Here is a 12,256-nt window from a genome sequence, read left to right as displayed (position 1 = left end):
TCTTCATGGACTCAATTACTCAGGCTGTTCTCGGTGCATCCATTCAGGGGGCATTGTTGGGTCGCTGGCAGGGACGTAAGGCACTGCTGTACGGCGCAATGCTCGGCACTCTGCCGGATCTGGACGTACTGATCGACTATGGCGACGCCGTCGCCGATATGACTTACCACCGCGGTTTCAGTCACTCCCTGTTCGTGCTCAGCGGTTTTGCATTGTTGCTGGCTTGGCTGTTCAGGCGCTTTCGCAGCTCACCAGGCTACTCGACCCAGCGCCTGTTCTGGACACTCTGGCTGGTGCTGATTACTCATCCGATTCTGGACAGCTTCACCAGCTACGGTACGCAACTGTTCTGGCCGTTAATGCCAACCCCGACGGCCTGGTCGAACATCTTCATCATCGATCCGCTGTACAGCATCCCGCTGCTGGTGGCTGTGCTGTTCGGTCTGTTTGCCGGCTTAGGTGGCAAAGGCGTACGCCTGTGTGGCTGTGCGCTGGCGCTGTCATCGGTGTATATGGCCACGACCTTTGCCGGTAAATACATGGCCGAACACCAGGTCAATGCCGAACTGCAACGCCAGGGCATACAGGCCGAAGCTCTGTTCAGTACGCCAACACCATTCAATAGCCTGCTCTGGCGCGTGGTGGTCAAAGACGGTGCGGATTACCACGAAGCGCTGGTGAGCTGGTTCGATCAACAGCCGCCCACACTGGAGCGCATCCACCACAGCCCGCAGCTGGCACAGGCGCTGAGGGAGTCTGGGGCACATACGCGACTGGCTTGGTTTACCGACAATTGGCTGCGTTACGACCGGCTTGCGGATCAATTGATTGTCACCGACATCCGTTTGGGCATGACCGGCTACCACCCGTTCCGTTTCGCCTTTGCTACGTTTGAGAATGGCCAGTGGAAGATTCCCGATGCAATCCCGCAGATTGCTGTTGATCGTGGTGACTACAGCCGCCTGAAACTGTTGTGGCAGCGAATCTGGGATCAATCGGTGGAAATACCGCTCAGGCAATGGGCAGACCAGTTGAATCGTCCCAACTAAAAGCTGTGCCCTTAAATACAAAAAGCCCGGTCATCACCGGGCTTTTTGTTAGCGCTGTCAGGCAGCCGACTTGTTCTTCAATGTGAAGCACAGCCACAGCAGAGCGAGCCAGACTGGGATGGCATAAACCGAGACATTGATCCCCGGAATCAGCAGCATCACACCCAGAATAAAGACCACAAACGCAAGGCACAGGTAGTTGCTGAACGGATACCAGAACGCTTTGAACTCGGTGACCACGCCTTTAGCCTGCATGGCCTTGCGGAACTTCAGGTGAGCCAGGCTGATCATTGCCCAGTTGATCACCAGTGAAGCCACCACCAGCGCCATCAACAGCTCCAGAGCCGATTTCGGTGCAAGGTAGTTGACCAACACGCACAGCAGCGTCACCAGAGCCGACACACCGATGGACAGCACCGGCACACCGCGCTTGTTCACCTTCATCAGACGCTTCGGCGCATCGCCCTGCTCGGCCAGGCCGTACATCATACGGCTGGTGCAGTACACGCAGCTGTTGTAGACCGACAGTGCCGCTGTCAGTACCACGAAATTGAGGATGTTCGCCGCTGTATCACTGCCAATCAGCGAGAAAATCTGCACAAACGGGCTGCTGCTGTAGGCATCGCCACCGGCGCTCAGGGTTTCCACCAGGCTGTCCCACGGATGCAGAGACAGCAGCACTGCCAGTGCACCGATATAGAAAATCAGGATGCGGTACACCACCTGATTGATCGCTTTGGGAATGACTGTTTTCGGCTGATCGGCCTCTGCAGCGGTAATCCCCACCAGCTCAAGCCCGCCAAAGCTGAACATGATGATGGCCATCACCATCACCAGACCGGTCACGCCATTAGGAAAGAAGCCGCCGTGACTCCACAGGTTGCTGACAGTTGCTTCTTCGCCGCCAGCACCGCTGAACAGCAGGTAACAGCCCAGCGCGATCATGCCGATGATCGCCACCACTTTGATGATGGCAAACCAGAACTCAGCTTCACCGAAGGCTTTTACGTTAGTCAGGTTGATCGCATTGATCAGCACAAAGAACGCCGCAGCGGTAGCCCAGGTCGGTATATCCGGATACCAGTACTGCACGTACTTGCCTACGGCCGTGAGCTCGGCCATGCCCACCAGCACATATAGCACCCAGTAGTTCCAGCCCGACATAAAGCCAGCCAGAGGCCCCCAATAACTATGTGCAAAGTGGCTGAAGGAGCCGGCAACCGGCTCTTCGACGATCATCTCGCCCAACTGGCGCATGATCAGAAACGCAATAAAACCACCGATTGCATAGCCGAGGATCATCGACGGGCCGGCGGACTTGATCACACCGGCCGAACCGAGGAACAGGCCTGTACCGATCGCGCCACCTAAGGCAATCAGCTGGATATGACGGTTTTTCAGCCCGCGCTTGAGCGAGCCTGCCTGTAACGAATCAGACATCAGCACACACTCCGAAGCAGGCAGCGGGACATGGGGAGACGAGACATGGGATCACCTGTCGCTCTATTCCGTGACGGGAACACACCCATCAGGCGGTAACCTGAAGGAATAAAAGCTGGCGAATACCAGAAGATTTAGATGCCCTAAGGCAGCAGGTCACGGAAAAGGCGCGAATTATATACAGCTTCGAAGGTGTTCGCCCGCCCCAAATCGGCAACAGGGACAGGCGAACACCACTCGTTACAGGCTGCTCAGGCCTCAGTTAGCCTGCAGATCCGCCGCGTTGCGCGGGGCTTCAGACGCTGCACGGGTGCATTTAATCCAGTAAAAAACACCCACCACAAACAACCACACAGGAATGGCAAACACCGAGACACGGATGCCTGGTGTCATCAGCATTACCGTCAGCATAAACAGTACAAACGCCAGAACCAGATAGTTGCCCAGCGGATAAAACAGCGCCTTAAAGCTGCTTTGCTGGCCTGTTTTGAGCTGATGCTGGCGGAATTTGAGGTGCGAATAACTAATCATCGCCCAGTTAATCACCAGGGTTGCCACCACCAGCGACATCAACAGTTCCAGCGCATTCTTCGGCACCAGATAGTTCACCCCAACCGCCAGGCCCGTCACCAGAGCCGACACCAGCAGCGCCCGCACTGGCACACCGCGCTTGTCCACCTTGGCCAGCACACGCGGTGCATCACCCTGCTCGGCCAGACCAAGGAGCATGCGGCCATTGCAGTAAGTGCCGCTGTTGTAGACAGATATTGCCGCCGTCAGCACGACAAAGTTGAGGATATGCGCCGCAGCGTCATGGCCGATCAGGGAGAAAATCTTCACAAACGGGCTGCCGCTGTAGTCATCCCCTGCACTGCTGATGCTTTGCAGCAGAGAATCCCATGGACTCAGGGACAGCAGCACAACCAGCGCACCGATGTAGAAAATCAGAATCCGCCAGATCACCTGATTGATCGCTTTGGGAATCACTTTTTTCGGGTTCTCCGCTTCAGCGGCGGTGAAGCCCAGCATCTCAAGGCCGCCAAAGCTGAACATGATAAAAGTCATCGCCAGCACCAATCCCATAATGCCGTTAGGGAAGAACCCGCCATGGCTCCACAGATTAGTGACCGTGGCTTGCTCGCCACCGGCTCCGCTGAACAGCAGCCAGCAGCCGAGGACAATCATGCCGACCACCGCCACCACCTTGATCATGGCAAACCAGAATTCGGCCTCACCAAAGAACTTCACGTTGGCCAGATTGATGGCGTTAACCAATACGAAGAACGCCGCCGCAGTGGCCCAAGTCGGAATCTCCGGCCACCAGAAGTGGATGTATTTACCCACAGCCGTCAGTTCTGACATGCCCACCAGAACGTACAGAACCCAGCAGTTCCAGCCGGACAAAAAGCCACCGAAACGCCCCCAGTATTTATGGGCGAAATGGCTGAATGAACCGGCCACCGGCTCTTCAACAATCATCTCGCCAAGCTGGCGCATGATCAGAAAGGCAATAAAACCGCAGAAGGCATAACCGAGGATCATCGACGGGCCAGCGGACTTGAGCACACCGGCTGAGCCCAGGAACAAGCCAGTGCCAATAGCACCGCCAAGGGCAATCAATTGAATATGTCGGTTCTTCAGGCCACGTTTGAGATGACCGGTATTGAGAGTGTCGTGCTGCATGGCGTCACCTTAATGTTGTTATCGTGACGGATAGAACCCGCTGCGCGGGTAACGCGGCGGAATAGACCGGACCGGTTAGGCCCGAACGGTAAAACTGCAGGCAAGGCAATTGACTTACGGTGCGTCGGGCTGAACCTCCGGCACAGCCTGGCTGAATGCCGCAAGCGGCTCGCAACGGCTGGCTAAAGCCAGTAAACGCGGATAAGTACTCAGATCAGCCTGATAACGGCGGGCGTTATACAGCTGAGGGATGAGGCAAGCTTCCAGATAACCCGGCTGCTCGCCCAGAGACAGCTCATCCTTGAACACGGCCAGTCCTTCTTCCACCGCTGATAAACCACGGTGCAACCAGTGCAGATACCAGCGATTTCTGACCGACTCTGCCAGGCAGAGTTCATCGCCAAGATACTGCAGTACCCGTAGATTGCTGAGCGGATGCACATCACAGGCAATATGCAGCGCCAAAGCCCGCACTTGAGCCCGGCGCAGCGGGTCTTGCGGCAACAGCGTAGGCCCATCAAAGCGTTCCTCGAGGTACTCGAGAATTGCCAGCGACTGCGCAATGCGCACACCGCCATTGGCCTCATCCACCAGTAACGGCACCAACTCCTGCGGATTCAATTGACGATAGCTATCGCTGTGCTGCTGACCGCCCTCCTGCAGCAGATGCACCGGCACCTGAGCGTAATCCAGCCCTTTCAGATTCAGGCCAATCCGCACCCGATAAGCCGCGCTGGAGCGCCAGTAGCCATAGAGGGTCAGATCAGCCTTCATAGCGCTCAACCACTTGGTCGATGGCCCCAAACAGGCTGTTACCCGCCGTATCGAACATTTCAATGCGCACCCGATCGCCGAATTTCAGGAACGGCGTGTGCGCCTCGCCCTGCTCGATAATCTCCAGCATGCGTTTCTCAGCCAAACAGCTGGAGCCCGCGCTGCGGTCATAGTTGGAAACCGTTCCCGAGCCGATAATGGTGCCGCTGCCCAAAGGCCGGGTTTTCGCAGCGTGAGCGACCAGCGTGGGGAAGTTAAAAGTCATATCGGTACCGGCATCCGGCTGGCCGAACAACTCGCCGTTAATGTGGCTGACCAACGGCCGGTGCACCTTACCTTCGCGCCAGTGCTCGCCCAGCTCATCCGGGGTGATGGCAACCGGAGAAAAACTCGACGAGGGCTTGCTCTGATAAAAACCAAACCCCTTGGCCAGTTCACCGGGGATCAGGTTGCGCAGGGACACATCGTTAACCAGCATCAGCAGCTGAATATGGCCTGCGGCCTCGGCTGCACTGACGCCCATCGGCACGTCATCGGTGATCACCGCCAGCTCTGCTTCCAGGTCGATTCCCCACGCCTCATCCGCCAGACAGATTGGACTGTGGGGCGGGATAAAGCTGTCCGCCCCCCCCTGATACATCAGCGGGTCATGCCAGAAACTTTCCGGCATTTCAGCACCACGCGCCTTGCGCACTAGCTCCACGTGATTCACATAGGCACTGCCATCTGCCCAGTGATACGCGCGCGGCAGCGGGCTATGGCAGGCCGCCTGATCGAAGGCAAACGCCTCGCTCTCCAGCCCGTCATTCAGGCGCTGATACACCGCCTCCAGCTTGGGTCGGGTGTGCTGCCAGTCATCCAGCGCTGCCTGCAATGTCGCAGCAATTGCCGGAACCTTCACGGCCTTCTGCAGATCCCGCGACACCACTAACAGCACGCCGTCGCGGCCTTGATTGAGAGACGCGAGTTTCATCAGCTTTCCTTACCCGGCGCACGCCAGGAATTTACGTATTGGGGAACATCCACCGCCGACGCCACATCAGCGATTTCCAGTGCGCGGCGGGTGTCGATCATCACTGCCACTTCATCGATAAAGGTGGCCGGGTCTTCCAGACTCTTTTTCAACGCTTTGGGATGCGGGCCGTGCGGGAACCCGCACGGATGCAGGGTGACCATGCCCGCCTCGATGTTGTCGCGGCTGAAGAAGTTGCCGCGGTGGTAGAACAGCACTTCATCGTAGTCGTCATTGTTGTGATAGAACGGCACCTTTAAAGCGCCCGGATCGCTCTCCACCGGCCTTGGCGTGAACGTACAGATCACAAAACCGTTGGCGACAAAGGTGGTGTGGGCCGACGGCGGCAAGTGATAGCGATGACTCATCAGCGGGCGGATATCCCGCCAGTTGAGGCGAAAAACGCTGTTGTCGCCGTGCCAACCCACCACATCCAGCGGGTTGTACGGATATGTCACGGTGCTGATCTGCCCGCGTCGCTTGATGCGGATTTGCCAGGCCTGCTCGTCCTGCTGCGCCTTAAAGGCATCATCCAGGCGCGGGTAATCCAGCACCGCCGGATCAAAAATCGCCTGTGGCCCAAGCAGACCTTTATCCGGTAGCTGATAGGCACCGTCAGTGCTCTCAATCAGCAGCATAAAGGTCGGCTGCTTCGCCTCGATCCGCCATGCAGTACCACGCGGAATCAACAGGTAATCACCGTCGCGGTAGCTCAGGTGGCCGAAGTCACAGTAAAACTCCCCTGCACCTTCGTGAATAAACAGCAGATCGTCACCATCACCATTACGTACTAAGTGGCGCATCACGCCATTGGTGCGCCACACGCGCAGTTTTACGTCGCCGTTGTGCAGCGCCAGCGGTGCAGCCAGCGGGCAGTCGCGCTGGCTTTCAATGCGGTTGAAATCAAACGCATGTGGGCGCAGCGGGCCTTCCCAATCGATCCAGCCGGTTGGCGGATGTTTGTGATGCAAGTGCGCGGTCGGCCCGAAAAACCCTTCGCGGCCCATCTCACGCTCATAGGTGCCCTGCGGGAAGTCGCAGTGCGCTTGTCGCGAGCACACACCTTCACTCAGGGGAATTCGTACCCAGTTACGACTCATGACCAGTCTCCATCCAAGGTGCTTCAGCACCGTTGCCGGTTAGCGCAGATAAAGCCTGCGCCTATCAATCCGCAGCGATCACGCCACGCTTGATCTGGTCCTCTTCGATGGACTCAAACAGGGCCTTGAAGTTGCCCTCGCCAAAGCCCTGATTGCCTTTGCGCTGGATGATCTCGAAGAAGATCGGGCCAATCACTGTGTTGGTGAATATCTGCAGCAGAATGCCGTCGTCGCCCGGTGCGCCGTCAATCAGGATGCTCAGCTCACGCAAGGTGTCTGTAGGCTCACCATGCCCCGCCACGCGACTGTCGACCTTGTCGTAATAGGTACCGGGGGTGACCATAAAGTCCACGCCATTGGCGCGCAGCTGGCGTACGGTCTGGTAGATATCCTCGGTGCTCAGGGCGATATGCTGGATGCCTTCGCCGTGGTATTCGCGGATAAATTCTTCGATCTGGGACTTATCGTCAGCAGACTCGTTGATCGGGATACGGATCTTGCCGCAGGGTGCGGTCATCGCCCGGGACAGCAGCCCGGTGAGCTTGCCTTCGATATCGAAGTAGCGGATTTCGCGGAAGTTGGCGATGCGCTCATAAAAGCCCGACCAAACATCCATCTGACCACGGCGGACGTTGTGGGTCAGGTGATCCAGCCCCATCAGGCCGACGCTGTTATCGCTGGCGGAACGGCCGGGAATAAACTCAAAGTCGACGTCGTAGATGGTCTTATCGCCGTAGCGATCCACCAGATACAGAAGCGATCCGCCGATGCCTTCAACGCAGGGAATATTCAGCTCACCGAAGTTAGCGTGGCTGCCTACCAGTGTTGCGCCCTGCTGCTCGACATACGCAGCAGCCTGCGCCGCATTCTTAACCCGGAAGGCCATGGCACACGCGCTTGGCCCGTGCTTTTCGGCGAACGCACGGACGTGGCCACTTGGGCTGCCGTTGAGGACGAAATTGATGTCGTTCTGCTGGAACAGCCAGACCTCTTTGGTCCGGTGCTTGGCTGTCTCGGTAAAGCCCATGGCGCTGAACAGCTGGCGCAGCTGCTCGATTCCTTCAGCGTTGGGCGCAGTGAATTCTACGAACTCGAAACCATCGGTGCCGATTGGGTTGTGCTGTTCGATCTTACTCACGGCGTTCATCTCGCCTCCTGATTATTGTTGTGGTGCGAATGGATGCCTTCATCACATCCCAGCCGCACCGCAGCAACAACCCGGCGCACAGGCCGCGAACGCCTTCAGACTCTGCTGTTCTGGCAATCTTTTATGACAGCTGCCCCTGCACGCAGGGAAAACACCCAGATTCGTAACGCAATCTTTACAGGCAGGCTAGCCGGCTTGCCAGACCGATTGGCGCAGCAATGTGCTGATCCAATCGGTGGCTTTCAGAAATGAGGTTTTAGTGTTGCAGGTTGCCGTAGAGCTTGGCGTACAACCCGCCCTCGGCAATCAGCTGCTGATGGTCGCCGTCTTCGGCGATGCGACCGCTGTCAAACACCACCACACGGTCGGCCTGCTTCACCGCACTCAGCCGGTGGGCAATGATCAGTGTCGTGCGACCGTGCAGGAATGTGTTCAGCGCCTGGTGCAGTGCGTACTCAGTAGCGGCATCCAACGCCGAGGTGGCTTCATCGAGGATGACCACTTTGGGCTCCGCCAGCACCATCCGCGCAATCGCCAACCGTTGACGCTGGCCACCTGACAAACGCACGCCGGAGCGCCCTACCACGCTGTCGAGCCCATTCGGCAGCTCACAGATGGTGTCCGCCAGCTGGGCGATTTCAAGCGCCTGCCAGCACGCTGCGTCATCGCGCTCGCGGCCCATGCACAGGTTGGCGCGCACGGTATCGTTAAACAACGCCGGCGATTGCAGCACCACTGCCACATGCTCGCGGATGGTTTCCAGGCCAATCTCCTGCTGGCTCATGCCACCAAAGCGGATGATCCCGGCCTGTGGCGTGTACAGCCCCAGCAGCAGTTGCACCAGCGTACTCTTGCCGCCACCGCTGGCACCGACAATCGCCACTTTCTCGCCCGGCTTGATGTTCAGGTTGAGGCCGTTGAGCACAGGCTCGTCGGTATAGGCAAAGGTCAGTCCGCTTATCTCAATACCAACGGTTTTATGCCCGCTAAACGGGTCAGCATTGCCGCTGTACTGCGGTTCGTCCTTACGTGCCAGCAACTCGTTGATCCGACTCAGGGCACCGCCTGCGGCATAAAAGGCGTATTGCAGATTCAACAACTGCTCCACCGGGCCGATCATGAACCACAGATAGCTGAACACTGCGAGCATCTGCCCGATCGACAGGTCGGAAAACAACACCGTAAGCATCGCCGCCGCGCGGAACACATCAATCCCAAACTGGAACAGCAGGCCACTGGCGCGATTCGAGGCGTCGGTTTTCCATTGCGAGGCGACGGCGTAATCCCGCACCTCCTTAGCCCGCAGGCCGAGCCGACCGAGGAAATAGCCCTGGCGGTTGCCCGCACGCACTTCCTGAATGGCTTCCAGCGTCTCGGTCAGCGCCTGGGTGAAGCGGGAGGTGCTGTCGTTTTCCTGCTTCTTCAGGTGTTTGACCCGCTTGCCCAGCTGTACCGTGGCGTAGATCACCAGCGGATTGAACAGCAGAATCAGCAGCGCCAGCTTCCAGTGCATCCAGATCAGAATGGCCGAAGTGCCGACCAAGGTGAGCATGGCCACCAGAAAGCGGCTGAGGGTCTCGCCGACAAACTTGTCCAGCGTATCCAGGTCCGTCACCAGATGGGTGGTGACAGTGCCGCCGCCGAGGCTTTCATACTCTTCCAGCGAGATACGCTTGAGGCGTTCGATCAGGCGAATGCGGATGCGGTAAACAATGTCTTTGGACAGCCGCGCAAACAGCTTGGCCTGCAGGACGTTGAACACCAACGCGCCAAGGCGCAGCAGCAAGGTTGCCACCAGCATCAGGCCGATATAGCCCGCTGCGGTTTCCCAGCCAGTCGGCAGGAAGTTGTCCATGAAACGCAAGGCGGCATCGCCGTCCTTGAGCAACACTTCATCCACCAGCAACGGCAGCAACAGCGGGATTGGCACGCTGCACAAGGTCGCCAGAACGGCAACCAGGTTGGCCCAGATCAGTGCTTTTTTATGCCGCAGGGCCAGGCGGCGAATTTCAGCCCAGCTTAACCGGTCAACCATTCCTGGCCCGATCCAGCCAGCGGGTCAGCAGTGGCTGCAATGACTCCAAAGGCTGGTAGCCGTTGGTCACCAGCGCCAGCTGCCCGTTATGCTCGGCCAGCAATGTCGGGAAACCGGCAATTCCCAAGCTCTGCGCCCAGGTGAAATCGGCCTGGGTGGCATCGCGCTGGGCCTGACTGTCGAAGGCTTCGGCAAATTCGATGCGGGGAATCCCCGCTTTCTCAGCCAGTTCAACCAGCACGCTGGCGCGGCTGACATCCTGCCCTTCGGTATAGAACGCTTGCTGAATCAGTCGAGTCAGCGGCCACACCAACTCACGTGCCAGGCTGCGCGCGGTGACGATGGCCCGACAGGCAGGCTCAGTATCGTAGACGAAGCCTTCCGGTATCCCTTTGTCAAAGTTGAACAGCTGCCCGGTGGCCGCATTGACCGCCTGCCAGTAGCCCAGATAACGCACACGGCCCGCTGCATCGACGGCAACACCGTCGCGGCGTAACCCGCCAACAACCAGATCCAGACCAACTCCGGCTTCAGCAGCCTGCTCTGCAAGTGCTTCCAGTACCGGTGCAAATCCCCAGCACCAGGAGCACATTGGATCCATAACGTAGAGCAGGCGTGCTTGCATGATTAAGCCTCGCGGTTCTGACGGGCGTTGTAGCCCAGTGGATGCGGCTGGTTACGCGCCTTGGCCAGTTCGATCTGACGCTGGCGCTCACGGGCGCCGGCACGGGTTTTCTCCGGCAGCGAGTCCCAGCAATGCGGGCAGCTGATGCCGGGCGTGTAGAACTCGGACTGACGGTCTTCAACGGAAACCGGCGTGCGGCAGGCATGACACTGATCGTAGTCGCCTTCGCTGAGGTCGTGACGCACGGTGACACGATTATCGAAGACAAAGCAGTCGCCCTGCCACTTGGACTCTTCCTGAGGCACCTCTTCCAGATACTTCAGGATGCCGCCCTTGAGGTGATAAACCTCTTCGAAGCCTTCAGTCAGCATGTAGCTGGAGGCTTTCTCGCAGCGAATGCCGCCAGTGCAGAACATGGCGACTTTCTTGTGTTTACTTGGGTCGAAGTGGGCGCGGATGTAATCCGGGAACTCGCGGAAGGTCTTGGTCTTCGGGTCGATCGCGCCCTCGAAGGTGCCGATGGAGACTTCGTAATCGTTGCGGGTGTCGATCAGCAGCACTTCCGGGTCGCTGATCAGCGCGTTCCAGTCTTTCGGCTCGATATAAGTACCGACTTTTTTGTTCGGGTCCACACCCGGAACGCCCAAAGTCACGATTTCTTTCTTCAGTTTGACCTTGGTGCGGTAGAACGGCTGCTCGTCGCAATACGACTCTTTGTGGTCGACATCCGCCAGACGCGGGTCCTGTGTCAGCCAGGCCAGCAGCGCATCAATGCCTGCGCGGGTCGCGGAAACAGTGCCGTTGATGCCCTCTTCTGCCAGCAGCAGCGTGCCTTTCACGCCGTTATCGAGCATGCATTGCAGCAGTGGTTCGCGCAGGGATTCAAAGTCAGGCAGGGAAACGAATTTATACAGCGCAGCGACAACGATCTTGTCTGTCATGGGTACTTCCTTCAGTAGTCGCCCACGTAAAGGGCGGACCGGGTAGCAGAAAAAGTTCGGCCCGAGGTTAGTAATCACCTCGGGCCGATGGTGGTGCATTTTAAGGGCTTAACGCGGCGCTGTTAAGGCTCAATTGCCTCAGTGGCCACCGCGGCAGGTCGGCGAAGCCGGTGCAACGCCCTGTTCCTGCCACTCCTGCGGAGTGTAGGTGTGCAGCGCCAGTGCGTGAATCTGTCCCATCAACTCGCCCAGGCAGCCATAAACCTTCTGATGACGCTTGACCGCATTCAGGCCGGCAAACTGCTCGCTGACGATAACGGCTTTGTAATGGGTTTCCTGTCCACGGCTGTGCATATGACTTTCATCCAGCACATCAAGGTGCTGAGGTTCGAAAGCAGCCAGTGCGCCGCGCAGAAGATCAATCTTTGCCATGAAAACTCACCTGAAAAC

General features: G+C 58.0%; 11 protein-coding genes. 1 reads left to right on the top strand and 10 read right to left on the bottom strand.

The features are described from left to right. The first annotated feature begins 5 nt into the window (after window positions 1-5). Complete coding sequence (locus AO726_RS13865) at window positions 6-1,049, top strand: metal-dependent hydrolase (RefSeq protein ID WP_058068650.1); 1,044 nt, start codon at window positions 6-8, stop codon at window positions 1,047-1,049. A gap of 57 nt (window positions 1,050-1,106) precedes the next feature. Here the strand turns inward: AO726_RS13865 and AO726_RS13860 are convergent, their stop codons facing one another. From AO726_RS13860 to AO726_RS13815, 10 genes are all read right to left on the bottom strand, one after another. Then, on the bottom strand, window positions 1,107-2,489 hold the full coding sequence (locus tag AO726_RS13860; protein ID WP_058068649.1) for an amino acid permease: 1,383 nt from the start codon (window positions 2,487-2,489) through the stop codon (window positions 1,107-1,109). 258 nt (window positions 2,490-2,747) lie between these two features. Beyond that, window positions 2,748-4,172 carry an amino acid permease gene (locus AO726_RS13855; protein ID WP_058068648.1) on the bottom strand — a complete coding sequence of 475 codons (1,425 nt, stop codon included), beginning with the start codon at window positions 4,170-4,172 and terminating at the stop codon, window positions 2,748-2,750. A 114-nt stretch (window positions 4,173-4,286) separates the two neighbouring features. Then, entirely contained in the window at window positions 4,287-4,946 is a 660-nt protein-coding gene (gene maiA, locus AO726_RS13850) for a maleylacetoacetate isomerase (protein WP_058068647.1), read from the bottom strand. Continuing rightward, window positions 4,936-5,919, bottom strand: a complete 984-nt coding sequence (locus AO726_RS13845) for a fumarylacetoacetate hydrolase family protein (RefSeq protein WP_058068646.1) — start codon at window positions 5,917-5,919, stop codon at window positions 4,936-4,938. Before AO726_RS13845 ends, maiA begins: the two co-directional genes overlap by 11 nt. Then, entirely contained in the window at window positions 5,919-7,058 is a 1,140-nt protein-coding gene (locus AO726_RS13840; RefSeq protein WP_058068645.1) for a homogentisate 1,2-dioxygenase, read from the bottom strand. The genes AO726_RS13845 and AO726_RS13840 overlap by 1 nt, the downstream gene beginning before the upstream one ends. 64 nt (window positions 7,059-7,122) lie before the next feature. Then, the gene (hppD, locus tag AO726_RS13835; protein WP_058068644.1) at window positions 7,123-8,205 is read right to left on the bottom strand and encodes a 4-hydroxyphenylpyruvate dioxygenase; all 1,083 of its coding nucleotides are present in this window, start codon (window positions 8,203-8,205) and stop codon (window positions 7,123-7,125) included. Window positions 8,206-8,461: 256 nt separating this feature from the next. Continuing rightward, window positions 8,462-10,240 (bottom strand): ABC transporter ATP-binding protein, encoded by a 1,779-nt coding sequence (locus AO726_RS13830; RefSeq protein WP_058068643.1) that lies wholly within the window; start codon window positions 10,238-10,240, stop codon window positions 8,462-8,464. Further along, the gene (locus AO726_RS13825; protein ID WP_058068642.1) at window positions 10,233-10,865 is read right to left on the bottom strand and encodes a DsbA family protein; all 633 of its coding nucleotides are present in this window, start codon (window positions 10,863-10,865) and stop codon (window positions 10,233-10,235) included. Before AO726_RS13825 ends, AO726_RS13830 begins: the two co-directional genes overlap by 8 nt. A 2-nt stretch (window positions 10,866-10,867) precedes the next feature. Beyond that, window positions 10,868-11,806, bottom strand: coding sequence for an oxygen-dependent tRNA uridine(34) hydroxylase TrhO (gene trhO, locus AO726_RS13820; protein WP_058068641.1), 939 nt, complete (start codon window positions 11,804-11,806; stop codon window positions 10,868-10,870). 138 nt (window positions 11,807-11,944) lie between these two features. Beyond that, complete coding sequence (locus AO726_RS13815) at window positions 11,945-12,238, bottom strand: BolA family protein (protein ID WP_058068640.1); 294 nt, start codon at window positions 12,236-12,238, stop codon at window positions 11,945-11,947. Between the last annotated feature and the right edge of the window lie 18 nt (window positions 12,239-12,256).

This window comes from Pseudomonas sp. TTU2014-080ASC (assembly GCF_001446935.1).
Classification (GTDB): domain Bacteria; phylum Pseudomonadota; class Gammaproteobacteria; order Pseudomonadales; family Pseudomonadaceae; genus Aquipseudomonas.
Note: the sequence above shows the minus strand (reverse complement) of the source record. Positions and strands in the feature narration are given on the sequence as shown.

What these genes read in the sequence shown, in the direction of transcription:
- AO726_RS13865 (WP_058068650.1), top strand. Translation starts at nt 6, where the DNA reads ATGGACTCAATTACTCAGGCTGTTCTCGGTGCATCCATTCAGGGGGCA.
- AO726_RS13860 (WP_058068649.1), bottom strand. Translation starts at nt 2,489, where the DNA reads ATGTCTGATTCGTTACAGGCAGGCTCGCTCAAGCGCGGGCTGAAAAAC.
- AO726_RS13855 (WP_058068648.1), bottom strand. Translation starts at nt 4,172, where the DNA reads ATGCAGCACGACACTCTCAATACCGGTCATCTCAAACGTGGCCTGAAG.
- maiA (WP_058068647.1), bottom strand. Translation starts at nt 4,946, where the DNA reads ATGAAGGCTGATCTGACCCTCTATGGCTACTGGCGCTCCAGCGCGGCT.
- AO726_RS13845 (WP_058068646.1), bottom strand. Translation starts at nt 5,919, where the DNA reads ATGAAACTCGCGTCTCTCAATCAAGGCCGCGACGGCGTGCTGTTAGTG.
- AO726_RS13840 (WP_058068645.1), bottom strand. Translation starts at nt 7,058, where the DNA reads ATGAGTCGTAACTGGGTACGAATTCCCCTGAGTGAAGGTGTGTGCTCG.
- hppD (WP_058068644.1), bottom strand. Translation starts at nt 8,205, where the DNA reads ATGAACGCCGTGAGTAAGATCGAACAGCACAACCCAATCGGCACCGAT.
- AO726_RS13830 (WP_058068643.1), bottom strand. Translation starts at nt 10,240, where the DNA reads ATGGTTGACCGGTTAAGCTGGGCTGAAATTCGCCGCCTGGCCCTGCGG.
- AO726_RS13825 (WP_058068642.1), bottom strand. Translation starts at nt 10,865, where the DNA reads ATGCAAGCACGCCTGCTCTACGTTATGGATCCAATGTGCTCCTGGTGC.
- trhO (WP_058068641.1), bottom strand. Translation starts at nt 11,806, where the DNA reads ATGACAGACAAGATCGTTGTCGCTGCGCTGTATAAATTCGTTTCCCTG.
- AO726_RS13815 (WP_058068640.1), bottom strand. Translation starts at nt 12,238, where the DNA reads ATGGCAAAGATTGATCTTCTGCGCGGCGCACTGGCTGCTTTCGAACCT.